The 20,690-nt window shown below is 54.6% G+C and carries 18 protein-coding genes and 4 tRNA genes; all 22 read right to left on the bottom strand.

The features are described 5' to 3' along the window. Position 1: 1 nt before the first annotated feature. Positions 2-829, bottom strand: coding sequence for a 50S ribosomal protein L2 (gene rplB, locus HNP98_RS04685; protein ID WP_173808883.1), 828 nt, complete (start codon positions 827-829; stop codon positions 2-4). A 33-nt stretch (positions 830-862) separates the two neighbouring features. After that, complete coding sequence (rplW, locus tag HNP98_RS04680; protein WP_068236408.1) at positions 863-1,150, bottom strand: 50S ribosomal protein L23; 288 nt, start codon at positions 1,148-1,150, stop codon at positions 863-865. Then, positions 1,150-1,788 (bottom strand): 50S ribosomal protein L4, encoded by a 639-nt coding sequence (gene rplD / locus HNP98_RS04675; RefSeq protein ID WP_173808882.1) that lies wholly within the window; start codon positions 1,786-1,788, stop codon positions 1,150-1,152. The genes rplW and rplD overlap by 1 nt, the downstream gene beginning before the upstream one ends. A gap of 12 nt (positions 1,789-1,800) precedes the next feature. Beyond that, complete coding sequence (gene rplC, locus HNP98_RS04670; protein WP_173808881.1) at positions 1,801-2,421, bottom strand: 50S ribosomal protein L3; 621 nt, start codon at positions 2,419-2,421, stop codon at positions 1,801-1,803. 239 nt (positions 2,422-2,660) lie between these two features. Further along, positions 2,661-2,966, bottom strand: coding sequence for a 30S ribosomal protein S10 (rpsJ, locus tag HNP98_RS04665; RefSeq protein ID WP_035567915.1), 306 nt, complete (start codon positions 2,964-2,966; stop codon positions 2,661-2,663). A gap of 49 nt (positions 2,967-3,015) precedes the next feature. After that, entirely contained in the window at positions 3,016-5,154 is a 2,139-nt protein-coding gene (fusA, locus tag HNP98_RS04660; protein ID WP_173808880.1) for an elongation factor G, read from the bottom strand. A gap of 109 nt (positions 5,155-5,263) precedes the next feature. Further along, the gene (rpsG, locus tag HNP98_RS04655) at positions 5,264-5,731 is read right to left on the bottom strand and encodes a 30S ribosomal protein S7 (RefSeq protein WP_035567919.1); all 468 of its coding nucleotides are present in this window, start codon (positions 5,729-5,731) and stop codon (positions 5,264-5,266) included. A 99-nt stretch (positions 5,732-5,830) separates the two neighbouring features. Further along, positions 5,831-6,262 carry a 30S ribosomal protein S12 gene (gene rpsL / locus HNP98_RS04650; protein WP_068236417.1) on the bottom strand — a complete coding sequence of 144 codons (432 nt, stop codon included), beginning with the start codon at positions 6,260-6,262 and terminating at the stop codon, positions 5,831-5,833. A gap of 116 nt (positions 6,263-6,378) precedes the next feature. Then, a complete protein-coding gene (locus tag HNP98_RS04645) occupies positions 6,379-6,699 on the bottom strand; it encodes a DUF3467 domain-containing protein (RefSeq protein ID WP_173808879.1) in 321 nt (106 codons plus the stop codon). 109 nt (positions 6,700-6,808) lie between these two features. Continuing rightward, entirely contained in the window at positions 6,809-11,161 is a 4,353-nt protein-coding gene (gene rpoC, locus HNP98_RS04640) for a DNA-directed RNA polymerase subunit beta' (RefSeq protein ID WP_173808878.1), read from the bottom strand. Positions 11,162-11,472: 311 nt separating this feature from the next. Further along, positions 11,473-15,375, bottom strand: coding sequence for a DNA-directed RNA polymerase subunit beta (gene rpoB / locus HNP98_RS04635; protein ID WP_173808989.1), 3,903 nt, complete (start codon positions 15,373-15,375; stop codon positions 11,473-11,475). Positions 15,376-15,630: 255 nt separating this feature from the next. Further along, positions 15,631-16,011 (bottom strand): 50S ribosomal protein L7/L12, encoded by a 381-nt coding sequence (rplL, locus tag HNP98_RS04630; RefSeq protein ID WP_173808877.1) that lies wholly within the window; start codon positions 16,009-16,011, stop codon positions 15,631-15,633. Between the two features lie 67 nt (positions 16,012-16,078). Then, positions 16,079-16,633 carry a 50S ribosomal protein L10 gene (rplJ, locus tag HNP98_RS04625; RefSeq protein WP_173808876.1) on the bottom strand — a complete coding sequence of 185 codons (555 nt, stop codon included), beginning with the start codon at positions 16,631-16,633 and terminating at the stop codon, positions 16,079-16,081. 15 nt (positions 16,634-16,648) lie between these two features. Further along, complete coding sequence (rplA, locus tag HNP98_RS04620) at positions 16,649-17,347, bottom strand: 50S ribosomal protein L1 (RefSeq protein WP_173808875.1); 699 nt, start codon at positions 17,345-17,347, stop codon at positions 16,649-16,651. 18 nt (positions 17,348-17,365) lie between these two features. Then, on the bottom strand, positions 17,366-17,809 hold the full coding sequence (gene rplK, locus HNP98_RS04615; RefSeq protein WP_070744219.1) for a 50S ribosomal protein L11: 444 nt from the start codon (positions 17,807-17,809) through the stop codon (positions 17,366-17,368). A gap of 117 nt (positions 17,810-17,926) precedes the next feature. Beyond that, a complete protein-coding gene (nusG, locus tag HNP98_RS04610; RefSeq protein ID WP_173808874.1) occupies positions 17,927-18,490 on the bottom strand; it encodes a transcription termination/antitermination protein NusG in 564 nt (187 codons plus the stop codon). Positions 18,491-18,503: 13 nt separating this feature from the next. Continuing rightward, positions 18,504-18,698 carry a preprotein translocase subunit SecE gene (gene secE / locus HNP98_RS04605; protein ID WP_173808873.1) on the bottom strand — a complete coding sequence of 65 codons (195 nt, stop codon included), beginning with the start codon at positions 18,696-18,698 and terminating at the stop codon, positions 18,504-18,506. Positions 18,699-18,760: 62 nt separating this feature from the next. Further along, positions 18,761-18,831: transfer RNA gene (locus tag HNP98_RS04600), tRNA-Trp, on the bottom strand. A gap of 117 nt (positions 18,832-18,948) precedes the next feature. Then, positions 18,949-20,139, bottom strand: coding sequence for an elongation factor Tu (gene tuf, locus HNP98_RS04595; RefSeq protein WP_173808872.1), 1,191 nt, complete (start codon positions 20,137-20,139; stop codon positions 18,949-18,951). A 161-nt stretch (positions 20,140-20,300) separates the two neighbouring features. Next, positions 20,301-20,372, bottom strand: a tRNA-Thr gene (locus tag HNP98_RS04590). A gap of 92 nt (positions 20,373-20,464) precedes the next feature. Next, positions 20,465-20,537 (bottom strand) — tRNA-Gly (locus HNP98_RS04585). A 21-nt stretch (positions 20,538-20,558) separates the two neighbouring features. After that, positions 20,559-20,638, bottom strand: a tRNA-Tyr gene (locus HNP98_RS04580). Positions 20,639-20,690: the final 52 nt, after the last annotated feature.

Below are 20,690 nucleotides of genomic sequence, written 5' to 3'. Positions count from 1 at the left end.
ATTACTTCTTGCCTTTGCGGCTCACAATCAGGTTCTCCGAATACTTATTTTTGTCGCGGGTCTTGTAGCCCTTGGCCAGCAGGCCGTTACGGCTGCGCGGATGGCCACCCGACGATTTACCTTCGCCACCACCCATGGGGTGATCAACGGGGTTCATAGCTACGCCACGAACGCGAGGACGACGACCAGCCCAACGATTCCGACCAGCTTTGCCCATCCGGACGTTCATGTGGTCACCATTCGAAACGGTGCCCACGGTAGCCATGCAGGTCACGAGCACCATGCGCATCTCGCCCGAAGGCAATTTCAGCGTGGCGTAACGCTCTTCGCGGGCCACAATCTGCGCGTAAGTACCGGCCGAGCGGGCCATGGCCGCGCCTTGACCGGGCTGCAATTCGATATTGTGAACAATGGTACCGAGAGGAATCTCGCGCAGCGGCAATGTATTGCCAACTTCGGGAGCGACGCCGGGGCCCGAAACCACCTGCGTACCAACCGTGAGGCCGGCCGGCGCAATGATGTAGCGCTTCTCACCGTCAGCGTAGCCGAGCAGCGCGATGCGGGCGGTGCGGTTAGGGTCGTACTCAATAGTCTTCACCGTGGCGGGCACACCAGCCTTGTCACGCTTGAAGTCCACGATACGGTACTGGGTTTTGTGTCCCCCGCCGATATAGCGGTTCGACATCTTGCCGGAAGAGTTCCGGCCACCCGATTTCTTGAGGGAAGTCATCAGCGACTTCTCCGGAGTTGACGTCGTTAGCTCGTCAAACGCCGGTGCAACGCGGAAGCGCTGCCCTGGGGTTGTGGGTCTGAGTTTTTTAAGTGCCATTACTAGCTAGTTGTGCTTTTGCGGCGGATAATGCTACAGGTTACCGTAGAAGTCGATGATGTCGCCTTCTTTAACGGTTACAATGGCTTTCTTGCCGTGAGCCCGACGGCCCGTGGCCTGTCCACTGCGGGTAGCCTTCGACTTCATTTTGCCAATAGTGCGCATCGTGTTGATGTCGGTCACCGTCACACCATATAGGGCCTCGATGTCCTTCTTGATTTGCACTTTATTAGCGGTGCGCTCCACCTCGAAGGTGTAGCGGCCTTTCTCGTTCAGGCCCGTGGCCTTCTCAGTTACGATCGGACGTTTCAGCGTGCTCATTATTCAGCGGTGCTATAGAGTTGAATCAACGAAGCCATACCGTCTTCCGAAATCAAGAGCGTATCCGTGTTCAGCAAGTCGTGGGTGTTGAGACCAACCGGCGTCGACACTTTTACTTTCTGCAGGTTACGGGCGCTGAGGATAACGTTTTTATTCACTTCAGCAGTGACGAGCATCGTCTTCTTGCCGTTGTTCAGCTTGAGGCCGGCCATGATGGCAACAAAATCCTTGGTGCGAGGAGCGTCCATGGCAATGTTTTCCACGAGGGAAATTTTACCATCTTTAGCCAGGCTTGATAGGGCCGAGAGACGGGCCACGCGCTTGGTCTTTTTGTTAAGCTTGAAGTTGTAGTCACGGGGCTGCGGGCCGAACATCCGGCCGCCGCCTACGAACACACCCGACTTCATGCTGCCGGCGCGGGCACCGCCCGTGCCCTTTTGCTTCTTGAGTTTCTTCGTGGTGCCGTGCACCTCGTTGCGCTGCTTGGACTTGTGCGTACCCTGGCGCTGGTTGGCCAAGTACTGCTTTACGTCCAGGTACATCACATGCTCATTGATGTCGAGCCCGAAAATGGCGTCGGACAGCGTAACCTTGCGGCCGGTGTCTTCGCCTTTGATGCTATATACTGCGAGTTCCATTGCTGCGTCGGGTTATTTCTCCAGGACCACGTAAGAATTCTTGGCACCGGGTATCGAACCGCTCACCAGAATCAGATTCTTGTCGGCCACCACGCGCATCACCTTCAGATTTTGAATTTTGACGCGGTCGTTGCCCATGCGGCCACCCATGCGCATCCCTTTGAATACGCGCGAAGGCCACGAGCACGCCCCGATAGAACCGGGGTGACGCAGGCGGTTGTGCTGGCCGTGGGTCTGGCCACCAACACCTTGAAAGTTGTAGCGTTTCACTACGCCCTGAAAGCCTTTGCCTTTGGATGTACCAACTACATCAATGAATTCGCCTTCTGCGAAGAGCGAAGCATCAATGGTATTGCCAGCAGCGTAGGTCGATTCCGCATCTAGACGGAATTCAACCAGTTTTTTCTTGGGGGTGGTACCGGCTTTAGCGAAGTGACCGGCCAGGGCCTTTGTCGTATTTTTCGCTTTTTTCTCGCCGTACCCAATCTGAACGGCGGTGTAGCCGTCGTTAGCGATAGTCTTAACCTGCGTCACTACGCACGGACCCGCTTCGATGAGCGTGCAGGGAATATTTTTCCCGTCCGGAGTGAAGAGGCTTGTCATACCGATTTTCTTACCGATGATGCCAGGCATTCTGTGAAGATTTATGTACACAAAAAGAAAACGGCCGAGTGCCGTTTTCGCTAAGGGAGTGCAAAGATAGAATTAAAGTCGGTATTTTCCCAATCTGGTGTACAAATAATTTCCAAATGAGGCACTTAGCTTTTAGTGGTCGCCTTCAGTTGATACGATATTGAACGTTAATCCCAGCAAAAAGCCCCGCCGCGACGAATCACAACGGGGCTTTTGGTTTAACACAATGAGTCCGGTCCTCAGACTTTGATTTCTACATCAACGCCGCTAGGCAGTTCCAGCTTCATTAGGGCATCCACGGTCTTCGACGAAGTCGAAAAGATGTCCACGAGACGCTTGTAGGTGCAGAGCTGGAATTGCTCCCGGCTCTTCTTATTTACGTGGGGCGAGCGCAGTACGGTGAACTTCTCCTTTTGCGTAGGCAACGGAATTGGACCGCTAACGATGGCACCGGTGGCCTTTACGGCTTTCACGATTTTCTCAGCCGATTTGTCTACGAGGTTGTGGTCGTAAGACTTGAGTTTGATGCGAATTTTCTGGTTCATTGGGGTTTTGGTCCGATTGACCAAGTTAGTGACCGGTATTAGGGGGATATTATTTGGAACCTTTTACTTTAGCAATAATGGCTTCGGCCATATTGCTGGGTACTTGCTCGTAGTGAGAGAACGTAAGCGACGCCGAAGCACGACCCGACGAAATGGTACGCAACGCCGTTACATAGCCGAAAAGCTCCGACAGTGGCACGTCAGCTTTAATCAGTTGGGCACCACCTTTAGTATCCATACCTTTCATCAGGCCGCGACGACGGTTCAAGTCACCGGTTACCGGGCCGGTGTATTCGTCGGGGCAAACCACTTCCACGCTCATGATAGGCTCGAGCAATTTCGGACCAGCCTGCCGAGCAGCTTCGCGGAAACCACCACGAGCAGCCAATTCAAACGACAATGCGTCCGAGTCAACATCGTGGAAAGAGCCGTGGTAAAGACGCACTTTCATGCCTTCAATTGGGAAACCAGCCAAAGGTCCCTGTTTCATAGCTTCTTCAAAGCCCTTTTGGATCGGGGCGATGAATTCACGCGGAATAACACCGCCTACAATGGCGTTGTCAAATTCAAAACCAGGCTTTTCCGGTTCAGTTTCCTTCGGACCAAGTTCAAACACGATGTCACCGAACTTACCGCGGCCACCAGTTTGCTTCTTGTACGTCTCGCGGTGGTCAACCTTCTTAGTAAGAATCTCTTTGTAAGCCACCTGCGGGGCCCCCTGGTTAATTTCCACTTTGAACTCGCGACGCATCCGGTCGATGATGATCTCAAGGTGTAGTTCACCCATACCACGCAACACCGTTTGGCCCGTCTCTGGGTCGGTGTTTACTTTCAGTGTGGGGTCTTCCTCAATGAGCTTGGCAATGGCCATGCCCATCTTATCTACGTCAGCTTGCGTCTTCGGCTCGATAGCGTAGCCTATTACCGGTTCAGGGAAGCTCATCGACTCAAGGACGATGGGGTACTTCTCTTCGCTCAGCGTGTCACCTGTTTTAATGTCTTTAAAGCCAACACCGGCAGCAATGTCACCCGCTTGGATCTTATCGATGGGGTTCTGCTTGTTGGAGTGCATCTGCATCAAACGCGAGATACGCTCCTTCTTACCAGTACGGTTATTCAACACGTAGGAACCTGCATCCAATACGCCGCTGTAGCAGCGGAAGAAGCACAGGCGACCAACAAATGGGTCAGTAGCAATTTTGAAAGCTAGCGCAGTGAACGGCTCCGAATTATCAGGGTGGCGCTCAATCTCAGCTCCAGTATCGGGGTCGGTGCCCATGATAGCGGGCATGTCCAAAGGCGACGGCAGGTAGGCCATTACAGCATCTAGCATAGTCTGTACGCCTTTGTTCTTGAAAGCCGAGCCACACATCACGGGCGAGAACTTCATGTCGATAACCGCTTTGCGGATAACAACCATCATTTCCTCACGGGTGATAGTGTCGGGGTCGTCGAAGAATTTTTCCATCAATGCGTCGTCGTATTCAGCAACGCTCTCAACAAGCTTCTGACGCCACTCAGCTACGGTTTCCACCAAATCTTCGGGCACAGGAATTTCGCTGTACGACTTGCCTTCGGTGGCGTCGTCCCACACAATGGCTTTACCGGTCAACAGGTCTACAGCGCCACGGAAGGTATCTTCCGCACCGATTGGAATTTGCAATGGCACTGGATTAGCGCCAAGCTTGTCCTTTATTTCGGCAACGGCCTTGAAGAAGTCAGCCCCCGCACGGTCCATCTTATTGACGAAGCAAATGCGCGGCACTTTGTACTTATCAGCTTGACGCCACACCGTTTCTGATTGTGGTTCAACGCCCGATACAGCGCAGAACAAGGCCACGGCCCCATCAAGCACGCGAAGCGAGCGTTCCACTTCCACCGTGAAATCCACGTGGCCGGGGGTATCAATCAGGTTAATTTTATACTGGTGCGTATCAGCAATGGGTTCACCTTTGATGTCGGTCGGGTAATTCCAAAAAGTGGTGGTGGCAGCCGACGTAATCGTAATGCCCCGCTCCTGCTCCTGTTCCATCCAGTCCATTGTGGCGGCACCATCGTGCACTTCCCCAATTTTGTGGGTTTTCCCGGTATAGTACAGAATACGCTCCGAAGTCGTGGTCTTACCGGCGTCGATGTGCGCCATAATCCCGATGTTGCGAAGGTACTGAAGTTCTTTATTGACGGCCATGATTGGGTTAGGATCTTAGATACTTGGGGCCTTAGGTTCTCGGCTTTTTAACAGAGCAATCCGTCAAATAAATCCGAGACCCTAAGACCCCAACTACCTACCAACTAATTTAGAATCGGAAGTGCGAGAAAGCCTTGTTGGCTTCCGCCATGCGGTGCGTGTCGTCTTTTTTCTTGACGGCGGCCCCTTCGCCTTTGGCAGCGGCGATGATTTCACCGGCCAACTTATCCTTCATAGTCTTCTCGCCGCGTCGGCGAGCGTACTGAATCATCCACTTGGCACCTACCGAAATGCGACGGTCGGCACGCACTTCAATCGGCACCTGGAAAGTAGCACCGCCCACGCGGCGGCTTTTCACCTCCACGGTCGGCATCACGTTGTTCAGGGCTTTGCGCCACATTTCGAGGCCACTCTCCTTAGTGCGCTGCTCCACGAGGTCGCAGGCATCGTAGAAAATGGTGTACGCCAGGTTTTTCTTCCCGTCGTACATCATGTAGTTCACGAAACGCGTCACCAGCGTCTCTTTGTATTTGGGATCGGGAAGCAGGATGCGCTTCTTCGGTTTCGACTTTCTCATTGGGATTTTTGGTATTGGGTAGCCGGTAGTCAGCAATCGGAATCAGGGGCTGACCCACAAGGTCCGACTGCTGACTACCAACCACCGACTACTCAATCACTATTTCTTCTTGCCGGGTGCAGCCTTACCACCTTTGCCGGCGGCTGCGGCGGGCTGGCCGGGCTTTGGCCGCTTGGCTCCGTACTTTGAACGACGCTGCGTACGGCCGCTTACCCCAGCAGTGTCGAGGGCACCACGGATGATGTGGTAACGAACGCCTGGCAAGTCTTTTACCCGGCCTCCGCGAATGAGCACGATGCTGTGCTCTTGGAGGTTGTGGCCTTCACCGGGGATGTATGCGTTTACTTCCTTACCGTTGGTAAGGCGCACACGGGCCACTTTGCGCATAGCCGAGTTCGGCTTCTTAGGCGTGGTGGTGTACACACGGGTGCATACGCCCCGACGCTGCGGGCACGAATCAAGCGCGGGCGACTTCGACTTTGTAGTCAAAGCTTCACGGCCTTTCCGTACTAATTGGTTGATGGTTGGCATTTAGCGAGTGATTAGCAGGAGCCGTTTGCTCCCAATTTTTTGGCTTGCAAAGGTAAGTTTTTTTCCTCGCAATAGCAAACGCAATGAAGGAGTTAATACTAAATAGGGGCCTCGGCTCACGCCTCCCCAACCGCGCCGCCGAAGCTTATCGGGTAGTTGGGACTGTCGCTGTGCACCTTAATCTGACCAAAAGACTGTTCGTAGCGCTCCACATTTTCGTTCAGGGCCGCCAGCAAGCGCTTGGCGTGTTCGGGCGTTACTACGATGCGCGACTTCACCTTGGCTTTCGGCATTCCCGGCATCATGCGGATGAAGTCAATCACGAACTCGCTATTGCTGTGCGCAATCAATGCCAGGTTGGCGTATTCTCCTTCCGCCATTGCTTCGGAAAGTTCGATGTTGATGCCGTTAGGGTCGGAATTTTGGTCGGGCTGCATACGAGTCTTTTAATAGCTAGGGCGTTCCCTTGCGGATGGTTTATATAAATAACGCAAAAAGCCGACCAGCTCACGCCGGTCGGCTTTTCTCATGCCACTTAGGACCACATTATTCGGCCACGGTTTCCCGCTTGCCGGCCCGCGAAGGGCGTTTAGCGGGCGTGGCTTCCTCGGCTGCCTTAGCGGCTTGCTGGGCCTCCATCTCGTCCTTGGTTTGCACCAGCTGGCGGGTGTATTCCAGCAAGCCGGTACCGGCCGGAATGAGGTGGCCAACGATTACGTTTTCCTTCAGGCCCAACAGCTCGTCGGCCTTGCCACGGATGGCAGCTTCCGAGAGAACCTTGGTGGTCTCCTGGAACGAAGCTGCCGAGATGAACGACTGCGTACCCAACGAGGCCTGCGTAATGCCTTGCAACGTGGGACGCGATACGGAAGGCTGGGCCTCGCGCACCTGCACCAGCTGCATGTCGCGGCGCTTCAAGCTGCTGTTCTCGTCGCGCAGGCGGCGGGCCGTCACAATCTGGCCAGCCTTAAGGGCCGGCGAATCGCCGGGCTCCGTCACCACCTTCATGTCGATGATGGTGTCGTTTTCCTCCATGAACAGGATTTTGTTGATTACCTGGTTCTCGAGGAACGACGTATCACCGGCATCCAGAATCACAACTTTCTGCATCATCTGGCGGACGACCACCTCGATGTGCTTGTCGTTGATTTTAACGCCCTGCAAGCGATACACTTCCTGAATCTCGTTCACGAGGTACTCCTGCACGGCCCCGGGGCCCTGAATGCTTAGGATGTCCGAAGGCGTAATTGCCCCGTCTGACAGCGGCATGCCGGCACGGATAAAGTCGTTGTCCTGCACCAAAATGTGCTTCGACAGCGGCACCATGTACTTCTTCTTCACGCCGTCTTTCGACTCGACAAATATTTCGCGGTTGCCACGCTTCACCGAGCCGTAGGTCACCACGCCGTCGATTTCCGAGACTACAGCGGGGTTCGATGGATTACGGGCCTCAAATAGTTCCACTACGCGCGGCAGACCACCGGTGATATCGCGGGTTTTGCCCACCATGCGCGGAATCTTGGCCAGAATGTCACCGGCTTTAATTTTCGCGTTGTTCTCGATGTTGATGTGCGAACCTACAGGCAGGCTGTAAGCCCGTTGCGCGTCAGCATCGGCCTTTTTGCCACCCTTAATGATAATAGACGGGTTCTGGGCTTTGTCCTTGCTTTCGATAACCACCTTCTCGCGGTGGCCCGTCTGCTCGTCCGACTCCTCGCGGTAGGTGATGCCCTCCGTGATGGCGTCGTATTGCGCGGTACCGTCAAACTCGGCCAGAATAACGGCATTGTAAGGATCCCAAGTACACAACTCGTGACCTTTCTCCACTTGCTGGCCTTCCTTCACGAGCAGGATGGAACCGTAAGGCACGTGGTTCGAAAGCAACACTTTGCCTGTACCGGTTTCCAGCACCCGGATTTCCCCCGAGCGGCCCATCACCACTTGGCCTTTCACGCCTTCAGTGGTGAGGGTATCCACGGTGCGGATATCCTCAAATTCAACCACCCCAGCAAACTTTGCCTTAATGCCGGCTTCAACGGCAATGTTCGAAGCGGTACCGCCCACATGGAAGGTACGCAGCGTGAGCTGGGTACCGGGCTCGCCAATAGACTGAGCTGCGATAACGCCTACTGCCTCGCCGCGCTGGACCATACGGCCCGACGACAAGTTGCGGCCGTAGCACTTGCCGCAAATGCCGCGCTTTGACTCACAGGTCAGCACCGAGCGGATTTCCACTGATTCAATGCTGGTCTGGTCGATGCGACGGGTGATTTCCTCGGTGATTTCACTGCCGGCAACCAGAATCATCTCATCGGTCCGTGGGTCCACGATGTCATGCACAGCCACCCGGCCAAGGATGCGCTCCGACAGTGGCTCCACGACGTCTTCATTGTCTTTCAGCGAGAAGGTCTCGATGCCCCGCAGGGTACCGCAGTCGCTTTGAGTCACAATTACGTCCTGTGCTACGTCGTGCAGACGACGGGTCAGGTAGCCGGCATCAGCCGTCTTCATAGCCGTGTCAGCCAAGCCTTTACGAGCACCGTGCGTCGAGATAAAGTACTCGATTACGTCCAAGCCTTCTTTGAAGTTAGACAGAATCGGGTTCTCGATGATTTCGCCTACAGAACCTTGCAGCGACTTTTGGGGCTTGGCCATCAGGCCACGCATCCCGCCGAGCTGGCGAATCTGCTCGCGCGAGCCGCGGGCCCCCGAGTGCATCATCATGTAAATGGAGTTGAAGCCTTGATTCTCCTTCTCCAGGCGGCCCATCAGGGTCTCCGTAATCTGGTTGTTGATGCGCGTCCAGATGTCAATAACTTGGTTGTAACGCTCGTTATTAGTGATCAGACCCATCTGGTAGTTCTGCGTCACCGCGGCCACGTCGGCCTGGGCTTGCGCAATCAACTCGTCTTTTTCCTTAGGAATGTTGATGTCCCCAAGGCCCATGCTCAGGCCGCCTTTGTATGCCGACTGAAAGCCAAGGGTTTTAATATCGTCCAGGAACTGCGCCGTGCGGGCCATGCCCGTGCGCTTGAACACCAGCGAAATAATTTGCTGGAGCTTCTTCTTGGTTAGCAGCTCATCCACAAAGCCTACTTCAGTAGGCACCAATTGGTTGAACAGCACGCGGCCAGCTACCGTCTCAATGACTTTGGTTACTAAGTCGTCGTTCTCGTCGCGGATCTCAGTACGCACCTTGATGAAGGCGTGCTTCGAAAGCTGGCCTTCGTTCAGGGCAATTACTACCTCCTCGTCCGAATAAAACACGCGGCCTTCGCCCTGGATTTTCTCGTCGTCGGTGCTGCGCTTGCCCTTTGTCACGTAGTACAGTCCGAGCACCATGTCCTGCGAAGGCACCGCGATGGGGGCCCCGTTGGCAGGGTTCAGGATGTTGTGCGAAGCCAGCATCAGCATGGAAGCCTCCAGAATGGCGGCCGGGCCCAGGGGCACGTGCACCGCCATCTGGTCGCCGTCAAAGTCGGCGTTGAAAGCCGTACACACCAGCGGGTGCAGCTGGATGGCCTTGCCTTCGATGAGGCGCGGCTGGAACGCCTGGATGCCCAAGCGGTGCAGCGTAGGGGCCCGGTTGAGGAGCACGGGGTGGCCTTTCAGCACGTTCTCCAGGATGTCCCAAACAACGGCGTCCTTGCGGTCCACAATTTTCTTGGCCGATTTCACCGTCTTCACAATACCGCGCTCAATGAGCTTGCGGATAATGAATGGCTTGAACAATTCGGCCGCCATATTTTTGGGCAGGCCGCACTCGTGCAGTTTCAACTCGGGGCCCACTACGATAACCGAGCGGCCCGAATAGTCCACTCGCTTGCCGAGCAGGTTCTGACGGAAGCGGCCCTGCTTGCCTTTAAGCATGTCGGACAGCGACTTCAGGGCCCGGTTGCCTTCGGCACGCACGGCATTCACTTTACGCGAGTTGTCGAAGAGCGAGTCCACGGCCTCCTGTAGCATCCGCTTCTCGTTCCGCAGAATCACTTCCGGAGCCTTGATTTCAATCAGGCGCTTGAGGCGGTTGTTGCGGATGATGACGCGGCGGTACAGGTCATTCAAGTCAGAGGTAGCAAAGCGGCCCCCGTCCAATGGCACCAATGGGCGCAACTCGGGCGGAATCACCGGCACCATGCGGATGACCATCCACTCGGGCTTATTCTCTACCCGGGTGGCGGCATCGCGGAAGGCTTCCACCACGCGCAGGCGCTTCAGCGCTTCCGCCTTACGCTGCTGCGAAGTTTCATGCGCAGCCGAGTCGCGGAGCGAATAGCTCAGCTCGTCGAGGTTGATGCGCTCCAGCAGCATCTGCAAAGCGTCGGCCCCCATCTTGGCGATGAATTTGTTGGGGTCCTCGTTGGGCAGCATTTGGTTTTCGCGGGGTAGCTTGTCGATGATGTCCAAGTACTCGTCTTCAGTCATGAAGTCGAGTTGCTGCACACCTTCCTCTGCCATTGCGCCAGGCTGCACCACTACGTAACGCTCGTAGTAGATAATCTGGTCGAGCTTTTTGGTAGGCAGGCCCAACAAGTAACCAATTTTATTGGGCAGCGACTTAAAATACCAGATGTGCGCTACGGGCACCACCAGTTCGATGTGGCCCATCCGCTCCCGGCGAACCTTCTTCTCGGTCACTTCTACACCGCACCTGTCGCAGATGATGCCTTTGTAACGAATGCGCTTGTATTTGCCGCAGTGGCATTCCCAGTCCTTCACCGGACCAAAAATCCGCTCGCAAAACAGGCCACCCATCTCGGGCTTGTATGTGCGGTAGTTGATGGTTTCAGGCTTCACTACTTCTCCCGTCGAACGCTCCAGAATTACTTCCGGGGATGCCAACGAGATAGTGACTTTTGAGAAGTCCTGTACTAATTTTTTATTTTTTGCGAAAGCCATTTGGTTAAATTATTAGCTGTTAGCTGTTTGGCTTTTAGCTGTTAGAGCGTATCTAACAGTTCGACGCTACGAAAAGTGCTCCACGGGTCGGACAGGTACGCCACGTAGTAGGTTTCCGTCAGGTCTCAGATACTCATAACCAACAAGCTTCCAATTCCTGTGGCTACCCTGACCTGTCTCGGGGCAGCTGTTTCGTACTGGATGCTTTCTAACCATTCTTTCAAAAACACGAATGGCTTCTGGTGACGGAAGCTTGAAACGGCTGGTTACCGATACTTATGCACCGGCAACCAGCTATTTCAACCAAAACTTTATTCTAACGTGATTTCGAGTGCCAGACCACGCAATTCGTGGATGAGCACGTTGAACGATTCGGGGATGTTCGGCTTGGGCAGTACGTCGCCTTTTACAATGGCTTCGTAAGCTTTGGCGCGGCCCACCACGTCGTCCGATTTCACGGTCAGGATTTCTTGGAGCACGTTGGAGGCACCGAAGGCTTCCAGGGCCCACACTTCCATCTCGCCGAAGCGCTGGCCCCCGAACTGCGCTTTACCCCCCAGCGGCTGCTGCGTGATGAGCGAGTACGGCCCAATGGAGCGGGCGTGCATTTTGTCATCAACCAAGTGGCCCAGCTTGAGCATATAAATCACGCCCACGGTTACCGGCTGGTCGAACTGTTGCCCGGTCAGGCCGTCGTGCAAGTAAGTCCGGCCGAAGGTGGGCAAGCCCGCCGCGGTCAACTCCGCTGATACTTCAGCTTCGGTGGCACCGTCAAAAATCGGAGTTGAGTAACGGCGGCCCAGCTTCAGGCCAGCCCAGCCCAATACCGTTTCGTAAATCTGCCCGATATTCATCCGGCTCGGCACACCCAACGGGTTCAGCACGATATCCATCGGCGTACCATCGGCCAGGAAAGGCATGTCCTCATCGCGCACGATGCGGGCCACCACCCCTTTGTTACCGTGGCGGCCGGCCATTTTGTCGCCCACTTTCAGCTTGCGCTTCTTAGCGATGTAAACTTTGGCCAGCTGCACAATACCTGCGGGCAGCTCGTCGCCTACTTCCAACGTGAAGCGGTGGCGTTTAAAGTGCGCCGTGATAGTGTTGCGGCGCTTGGCGTAGTTTTTCACCAGCGTCAGCAGCATGGCGTTCACGCGGGCGTCTGCTGTCCAGCCCTCCAAAATCAGGTCCTTGAACAGGTTCACCTCTTCCGGCACGGCGTAGTTGCTCTCGTCCTTGTAAGGGTTCTTCTCGGGAAAGAGGCCCTCATTAATATTCTTGCGGTTGAATTTGACGCCCTTGGCAATCATCTCCTCGCCGAAGCGGTGCTTAATGCCCTGTGACGTTTTGCCTTCGAGCAGCTGCACCAGCTTATCGACCATGATAGCCTTAATGCCGCGCAGTTCGTGGGCATACTTGTCTTTCAGGTCTTCCACTTCCTTCTTCGACTTGGCCCGTAGGTTTTTGTCTTTTTTAGGACGCGAGAAAAGCTTGGTACCAATGACCACCCCCTGCAAAGAGGGCGGCGCTTTAAGCGAGGCATCCTTAACATCACCGGCTTTATCACCGAAAATAGCGCGGAGCAGCTTCTCTTCTGGGGTTGGGTCCGTCTCGCCTTTGGGCGTGATTTTACCAATCAGAATATCGCCTTCCTTCACCTCAGCACCGAGGCGGATGATGCCATTGTCGTCGAGGTTACGCACGGCTTCCTCGCTCACGTTCGGGATTTCCGACGTCAACTCTTCCTCGCCGCGCTTGGTCTCGCGCACTTCCAACTCAAATTCCTCGATGTGAATCGAGGTAAAGATATCGTCGCGTACCACGCGCTCCGAGATAACGATGGCATCTTCAAAGTTGTAGCCCTGCCACGGCATAAAGGCCACCTGCATGTTGCGGCCCAGGGCAAGTTCGCCTTGGTTGGTGCCGTAGCCTTCGCACAGCGGCTGGCCCTTGGTCACCCGCTCACCACGCTTCACGAGCGGCGTCAGGTTGAGGCAAGTATCCTGGTTAGTGCGGCGGAACTTGATGAGGTCATAAGTGATGCGCTCAGCATCAAAGCTTATCATCACCTCGTCATCCGACAGGTCGTACTTAACGATGATCTTGTTGGCGTCAACGTAATCAATTACGCCCTCGCCTTCGGATACCACCAGCGTGCGTGAATCGGTCGCAATACGGCCCTCCAAGCCGGTGCCCACAATCGGGGCCTCGGGGCGCACGAGCGGCACGGCCTGGCGCTGCATGTTCGAGCCCATCAGGGCCCGGTTAGCATCGTCGTGCTCCAGGAATGGAATCAGCGAAGCGGCTACCGACACAATTTGGTTCGGGGCCACGTCCATATAAGAATATTCCTCGGGATTCACCACGGGGAAGTCACCTTCGAAACGGCCTTTTACCAAGTCCTGGGTCAGCTTGCCATCGTTATCGAGCAACGAATTGGCCTGGGCAATGTGGTGCGTGTCCTCCTCTTCAGCGGTTAGGAACTTCACATTGGAACTCATATCCACTTTGCCATTCTTCACGTCGCGGTAAGGCGTTTCGATGAAACCCATCGAGTTTACACGGGCGTGCACGCACAATGACGAAATCAAACCAATGTTGGGGCCCTCCGGCGTCTCGATAGTACACAGCCGGCCGTAGTGCGTGTAATGCACGTCACGTACCTCGAAGCCAGCCCGCTCGCGCGAGAGGCCTCCTGGCCCGAGGGCCGATACGCGGCGCTTGTGCGTCACCTCAGCCAGCGGGTTCGTCTGGTCCATGAACTGCGACAACTGGTTCGTACCAAAAAATGAGTTAATAACGCTGGACAACGTCCGGGCGTTAATCAAATCCACCGGCTTGAAATCTTCGTTGTCGCGCACGTTCATGCGCTCCTTGATGGTACGCGCCATGCGGGCCAGCCCCACACCAAACTGGGCGTAAAGCTGTTCACCCACCGTGCGCACCCGGCGGTTGCTCAAGTGGTCAATGTCATCAACAATGGCTTTAGAGTTAATCAAGCCAATCAGGTACTTCACAATCAACACGATGTCCTGATTGGTCAACACCCGTGAAGCCTGGCTCATGTCAATGGCCAACTTTTTATTGATGCGGTAGCGGCCAACTTCCCCAAGGTCGTAGCGCTTATCCGAGAAAAACAGCTTCTGAATGATGTCGCGGGCAGTCTCTTCGTCAGGGGCCTCCGTGTTGCGGAGTTGACGGTAAATCTGCTCTACGGCTTCCTTCTCCGAGTTGGAGTTGTCCTTCTGAAGCGTGTTGTAGATGATGGCAAAGTCAGCGATGTTGACGTTCTCGCGGTGCAGAATCACCGACTTCGCCCCCGCCTCCAAGATGGTGTCGATATCGGCCTCCTCAATCATCGAGTCGCGCTCCAGCAGCACCTCGTTCCGGTCGATGGAAACCACTTCGCCGGTGTCCTCGTCCACAAAGTCCTCCGTCCAAGTGCGAAGTACCCGGGCGGCCAGCTTGCGGCCAACGGCCTTCTTAAGGTTTTTCTTATCAGCCTTCACTTCCTCCGACAGCCCGAACAGGTCGAGGATGTCTTTGTCGGTGCCGTAGCCAATGGCGCGGAGCAGCGTCGTTACCGGGAATTTCTTCTTCCGGTCGATGTACGCGTACATCACGTTGTTCACGTCCGTAGCAAACTCAATCCACGAACCTTTGAACGGAATGATGCGGGCCGAATACAGCTTGGTGCCGTTAGTGTGCTTGCTCTGAGCAAAGAACACGCCCGGTGAACGGTGCAGTTGGGACACGATAACCCGCTCAGCTCCGTTGATGACAAAGGAGCCCTTTTCGGTCATGTACGGGATATTACCCAAAAACACTTCCTGCTCAATCGTCTCAAAATCCTCGTTATCCTTATCGTTACAGATGAGGCGTAGCTTAGCTTTTAGCGGTACTGAGTACGTCAGGCCCCGGTCAATGCACTCGTCAACCGAGTACTTGGGCGGGTCAACGTGATAATCAATAAAGTTCAGCACGAAATTCTCGCGCGAATCGGAAATTGGGAAGTTCTCGGCAAACACCTTGAACAATCCTTCGTTAGATCGATTCTCAGCGGCGGTTTCCAGCTGAAAGAAATCCTGGAACGACTGCACCTGCACATCCAGGAAATCAGGATATTCAATAACCTTTCTAATCTTTGCGAAACTGATTCGCTCAGCGGCGGCCGATTTCTGGAGCGCGGCCGTTTTTGCTTTCGGTGTAGCCAATGCGGAGGGGATTAAAAGATGGACACGGAAGCGTAAACAAGGGGTATCACCTAAAACAAGGTGAACGTTCAGCACTGTGAACCTATTGATTCACAACCCCAAGCAGTTCCATTAGATAGAATTGCTTGCTGACACAACGAAGCGCAAACCAAATGGCCTGCGCTCCGGCGATACTACAAACAGGAAAAGACCTGGCTAAGTTGCCAGGTCTAATCCTTATTTGAAGCGGGTGAAGTACAGCTTCAGGGGCTGCAATTATTTCACTTCTACTTCGGCACCAGCTTCCTCCAACTGCTTCTTCAGCGTGTCGGCCTCATCCTTTGTTACGCCTTCTTTCAGGGCCTTGGGAGCACCATCAACGAGTTCTTTGGCTTCCTTTAGGCCGAGGCCGGTTAGGTCTTTCACCAGTTTCACTACGGCCAGCTTGGCACCACCGGCAGCCTTCAGGATAACGTCAAACGACGTCTTCTCCTCGGGGGCCTCTTCGGCAGCGGCACCACCGCCCCCGGCCATCATCACGGGGGCAGCAGCAGCGGGCTCGATGCCGTACTCGTCTTTCAGAATACCAGCCAGTTCGTTTACTTCTTTCACCGTCAGGTTTACGAGCTGCTCAGCGAATGCTTTCAAATCTGCCATTTCAGTAGATTATTAAAAAAGGGGTTGTTGAAAATTGAAATTGAAGGGCGAAAAATGAGAGTGGCGACTAAACGGCAGCCTCTTCTTTTTCGGAAAGCGTTTTAAGAATACCAGCCAGTTTGTTACCGCCGCTTTGCAGCGCCGAAATAACATTTTTGGCGGGCGATTGCAGCAGGCCGATAAGTTCACCGAGCAACTCCTGCTTGCCTTTGAGGGTGGTCAGGCCCTCAAGCTGATCCGAACCCACGTAGATGCTGGCATCCACGTAAGCGCCTTTCAGCACGGGCTTGGGCGTCACGTTGCGGCCGTAAGCCTGCGACTTGTAGAAGTCGCGCAACAGCTTAGCGGGGGCTGAGCCGCTCTCCTGCGAGAACAGAACGCCCGACTGGCCTTTCAGCGCGGCGTCCATCTCGGAGGTGTCGTGGCCGAGCGTATCCATTGCCTTGCGAATAAAGGTGTTCTTGTACACCTTGTATTCCATGCCCCGGTTGAAGCACAGACGACGGAATTCGTTGATTTTTGCCACCGACATCACCGAAGCATCGACAATGTAGAACGAGTTGTGCGATTGGAACTTCTCGCTCAACTCGTCCACGAGGGCTTGTTTTTCTTCCCTATTCATGGGTGAGTCGTTTAATTAGTTAGCGGAAGTAACCTGGCTGTCAACCGGCACACCGGGCGACATGGTGCTGCTCAGGGTAATGCTCTTAATATAAGTACCCTTCGAAGAAGAAGGCTTCAAACGGCCCAAGGTCTGAATGACCTCCAGCGCGTTCTCGGCCAGCAGCTTCTCATCAAACGATACTTTGCCTACCGAGCAGTGAATGATGCCGGTCTTATCAACTTTGAAGTCGATTTTACCTGCTTTCACCTCCTGCACCGCCTTGGCCACATCGGTCGTTACTGTGCCCGACTTAGGGTTCGGCATCAGGCCCCGGGGGCCCAATACGCGGCCTAGCCGGCCCACTTTAGCCATTACGGCCGGCATGGTGATGATGACGTCGATGTCGGTCCAACCCTTCTCAATCTTCGAGATGTAGTCGTCCAGACCCACGAAATCAGCACCAGCGGCGAGGGCTTCGGCTTCCTTGTCGGGGGTCACGAGGGCTAGTACGCGCACCACTTTGCCGGTACCGTGGGGCAGGGTAGCCACGCCGCGTACCATTTGGTCGGCTTTGCGGGGGTCCACACCCAGGCGAACGTCAATGTCAACCGAAGAGTCAAACTTGGTGTAGGTAATATCCTTCACCACTTTCGCGGCTTCCAGCAGGCTGCGCACCTGCGTCAGGTCATGTTTGGCAAGGGCATCCTTGCGCTTTTTAGTGATTTTTGCCATGTGCTTTTCTCCGTTTAATTATTCAGCAAAAGGAGAATCGCCCTTGACGGTGATGCCCATGCTGCGGGCCGTGCCGGCCACTTGCTTCATGGCCGACTCTACCTTGAAGGCATTCAAGTCGGGCATCTTCGTTTCGGCAATGGTGCGGATTTGATCCCACGTCACCGAGCCTACCTTATTACGGTTAGGCTCTTTCGAACCACTCTGCAATTTAGCTGCTTCCATGAGCAGCACCGGCGCAGGAGCAGTTTTCACCACGAAGTCGAACGACTTGTCGGTGTACATGGTGATTAACACGGGGCAGATTTGGCCGGCCTTATCCTGGGTGCGCGCATTGAACTGCTTGCAAAACTCCATGATATTGAGGCCTTTGCTACCAAGTGCAGGTCCTACCGGCGGCGATGGGTTCGCTGAGCCTCCCTTTATCTGCAGGCGCAGATAACCTCTAATTTCCTTGGCCATTTGATTTATAAGGCTGCGGCGCACGCGTCGTAACTCGCGGTTGCCTCAGTTTTTGAATACTCCTGTTGGAAGCCCTGCCGACCCGGAGCCAATGGCCAGCATGGTTGTTTTAAATTCTTAAATCTCTTTTTCTACTTGCGTGTAGTTCAACTCCATTGGCGTGCTACGGCCAAAGATTTTAACGATAACGTTAAGCTTTTTACGCTCTTCAAAGATCTCGGATACGGTGCCGGACATACCAGCAAAACCGCCATCCATGATTTTTACCAGCTCGCCCACCACATAAGGCTTGTCGAGGGTAGCAACCTGCTCTTCGGCCTCGTCAACGATGCCAAGGATGCGGTTCACTTCGGAAAGGTGCAATGGGACTGGCTTGTTATTGGCAGCGTCCTTTTTGTCCTTATCGCCCAGGAAACCAATTACGCCCGGAGTGCTGGTAATGATGTGATCTACTTCACCGTGGCCAAGATCGGCGTGGATGATGATATAACCCGGGTAGAGGTTGCGTTCCCGCACCCGCTTCTTGCCGTTGCGCATCTCAAACACCTTCTCTACCGGAATCAGCACCTGGGGTACCAACTCGGTGAGGTTGTGCCGGCCTAGCTCGGTTTCGAGATAGTTTTTAGCTTTTTTCTCCTGGCCGCTCACAGAGCGCACCACGTACCATTTCAATTCGCCCATCTTCTAGCGTTGATTAGCGAAACGACTGATAAAAAGCGGTCAAGCTTTTATTGAAGGCAACGTCCATGACGCCAACGATGGCCGCGAACACCAAAGAACCGAGCAGCACGAGGCCAGCACTTTTTTGCAATTCAGCGGCTGTGGGCCACGTCACGCTATAGCGCATTTCCTCGGCGGTGGCGCGGAAGTAATTGGTCAGCTTGTCCATTGGAAGGGGTGCCGGATAGACCGGCAAAAATGAACCAAATGCGAGGCAACCGCCTCAAAATGCACGAGTGGAGAGATTCGAACTCCCATCAAAGGTTTTGGAGACCTCTATTCTACCCTTGAACTACACTCGTATCAAATCCTCCCCGTAGCAATATTTCACTAATGGGAGTGCAAAGGTACTAAAACCTAACGACAAAACAAATCCGCCCCCGCGGGCGCGGAGGCGGATTACATTTTTAGTCTGTTGACTAGTCGAGCACTTCCGTCACCTGACCAGCACCCACCGTGCGGCCACCCTCGCGGATAGCGAAGCGGAGGCCTTTTTCCATTGCCACCTTATTGATCAGCTCAACCGTGATGGTGATGTTGTCGCCGGGCATTACCATCTCCACGCCCTCGGGCAGAGTGATGATGCCGGTAACGTCGGTGGTGCGCAAATAAAACTGCGGACGGTAGTTATTGAAGAACGGGGTGTGGCGGCCGCCCTCCTCTTTCGAGAGAACATACACCTCGGCCTTGAACTTCTGGTGGGGCGTTACCGAGCCGGGCTTGCAGATTACCATGCCGCGACGGATATCGTCCTTTTCAATGCCGCGGAGCAGCAGGCCCACGTTGTCGCCAGCTTCGCCGCGGTCCAGGATTTTGCGGAACATCTCCACACCCGTTACAGTCGACTTGAGACCAGCTTTGGCACCCATGCCGAGGATGTCTACTTGCTCACCCGAGTTGATGATGCCGCGCTCGATACGACCGGTAGCCACAGTGCCACGGCCCGTAATCGAGAACACGTCCTCTACCGGCATCAGGAAGGGCAAGTCGGTCAGACGAGCAGGAATCGGAATGAACGAATCAACGGCTTCCATCAACTCGTTGATTTTCGGTACCCAGTTGGCGTCACCGTTCAGGCCACCAAGGGCCGAACCCTGGATGATCGGAATGTTATCGCCGTCGAAGTCATAGAACGAAAGCAGCTCACGGATCTCCATTTCCACCAGCTCCAACAGCTCGGGGTCGTCCACCATGTCCACTTTGTTCATGAACACCACCAGCTGAGGCACGCCTACCTGACGGGCCAGCAGGATATGCTCGCGGGTTTGGGGCATGGGGCCGTCGGTGGCGGCCACCACGAGGATGGCACCGTCCATTTGAGCGGCACCCGTTACCATGTTCTTCACGTAGTCGGCGTGGCCGGGGCAGTCGACGTGGGCGTAGTGACGGTTAACTGTCGAGTACTCTACGTGCGAGGTGTTGATGGTAATACCGCGCTCTTTCTCCTCGGGAGCATTATCAATTGAGGAGAAGTCACGCTTTTCGGCCAGGCCCTGGTTTGCCAACACCATCGTGATTGCAGCCGTCAGGGTCGTTTTGCCGTGGTCAACGTGGCCGATGGTGCCGATGTTTACGTGCGGCTTGGACCGGTCGAAATTTTCTTTAGCCATTGTAAAGAGTTAAAAAAGAGGTGGTGAAGTTGTAAGAAAAACAAGGCCCTACGGCAAGAAAGCGAAACTCAGCCCCCAAAATTTCAGGAAAACTGCGCGTCGCTTGCTTGGTTTGAAACCTGCCTGCTGGCGAGTGAACCAACGGGGCTTGCATTAATGTGAGCCATTTATGGGATTTGAACCCATGACCTCTTCCTTACCAAGGAAGTGCTCTACCACTGAGCTAAAACGGCTTATTTGTAAATTAACGACTATCAACTGGTCATTTCCAGCGGCTACCGAGCAAAAATACTCATTAATTGCTGGCCACGGCCGGTTGCAAGAGAGCGGGAGACGAGGTTCGAACCCGCGACCTGCAGCTTGGAAGGCTGCCGCTCTACCAACTGAGCTACTCCCGCAGGTGATAATCATTGTAAAAGTGGGGGTAACAGGACTCGAACCTATGAACCCGAAGGAGGTGAGTTACAGTCACCCGCAATTGCCGCTATGCGATACCCCCAATTCTGAAGCGAGCAGGCCGGTTGCCCATGCGCGGTTTTCCTTTATTTGTA

This window comes from Hymenobacter caeli (assembly GCF_013294115.1).
Classification (GTDB): Bacteria; Bacteroidota; Bacteroidia; order Cytophagales; family Hymenobacteraceae; genus Hymenobacter; species Hymenobacter caeli.
The sequence above is the reverse complement of the archived record's forward strand: the minus strand, read 5'-3'. Positions and strand labels throughout refer to the sequence as shown.

What these genes read in the sequence shown, in the direction of transcription:
- rplB (WP_173808883.1), bottom strand. Translation starts at nt 829, where the DNA reads ATGGCACTTAAAAAACTCAGACCCACAACCCCAGGGCAGCGCTTCCGC.
- rplW (WP_068236408.1), bottom strand. Translation starts at nt 1,150, where the DNA reads ATGAGCACGCTGAAACGTCCGATCGTAACTGAGAAGGCCACGGGCCTG.
- rplD (WP_173808882.1), bottom strand. Translation starts at nt 1,788, where the DNA reads ATGGAACTCGCAGTATATAGCATCAAAGGCGAAGACACCGGCCGCAAG.
- rplC (WP_173808881.1), bottom strand. Translation starts at nt 2,421, where the DNA reads ATGCCTGGCATCATCGGTAAGAAAATCGGTATGACAAGCCTCTTCACT.
- rpsJ (WP_035567915.1), bottom strand. Translation starts at nt 2,966, where the DNA reads ATGAACCAGAAAATTCGCATCAAACTCAAGTCTTACGACCACAACCTC.
- fusA (WP_173808880.1), bottom strand. Translation starts at nt 5,154, where the DNA reads ATGGCCGTCAATAAAGAACTTCAGTACCTTCGCAACATCGGGATTATG.
- rpsG (WP_035567919.1), bottom strand. Translation starts at nt 5,731, where the DNA reads ATGAGAAAGTCGAAACCGAAGAAGCGCATCCTGCTTCCCGATCCCAAA.
- rpsL (WP_068236417.1), bottom strand. Translation starts at nt 6,262, where the DNA reads ATGCCAACCATCAACCAATTAGTACGGAAAGGCCGTGAAGCTTTGACT.
- HNP98_RS04645 (WP_173808879.1), bottom strand. Translation starts at nt 6,699, where the DNA reads ATGCAGCCCGACCAAAATTCCGACCCTAACGGCATCAACATCGAACTT.
- rpoC (WP_173808878.1), bottom strand. Translation starts at nt 11,161, where the DNA reads ATGGCTTTCGCAAAAAATAAAAAATTAGTACAGGACTTCTCAAAAGTC.
- rplL (WP_173808877.1), bottom strand. Translation starts at nt 16,011, where the DNA reads ATGGCAGATTTGAAAGCATTCGCTGAGCAGCTCGTAAACCTGACGGTG.
- rplJ (WP_173808876.1), bottom strand. Translation starts at nt 16,633, where the DNA reads ATGAATAGGGAAGAAAAACAAGCCCTCGTGGACGAGTTGAGCGAGAAG.
- rplA (WP_173808875.1), bottom strand. Translation starts at nt 17,347, where the DNA reads ATGGCAAAAATCACTAAAAAGCGCAAGGATGCCCTTGCCAAACATGAC.
- rplK (WP_070744219.1), bottom strand. Translation starts at nt 17,809, where the DNA reads ATGGCCAAGGAAATTAGAGGTTATCTGCGCCTGCAGATAAAGGGAGGC.
- nusG (WP_173808874.1), bottom strand. Translation starts at nt 18,490, where the DNA reads ATGGGCGAATTGAAATGGTACGTGGTGCGCTCTGTGAGCGGCCAGGAG.
- secE (WP_173808873.1), bottom strand. Translation starts at nt 18,698, where the DNA reads ATGGACAAGCTGACCAATTACTTCCGCGCCACCGCCGAGGAAATGCGC.
- tuf (WP_173808872.1), bottom strand. Translation starts at nt 20,139, where the DNA reads ATGGCTAAAGAAAATTTCGACCGGTCCAAGCCGCACGTAAACATCGGC.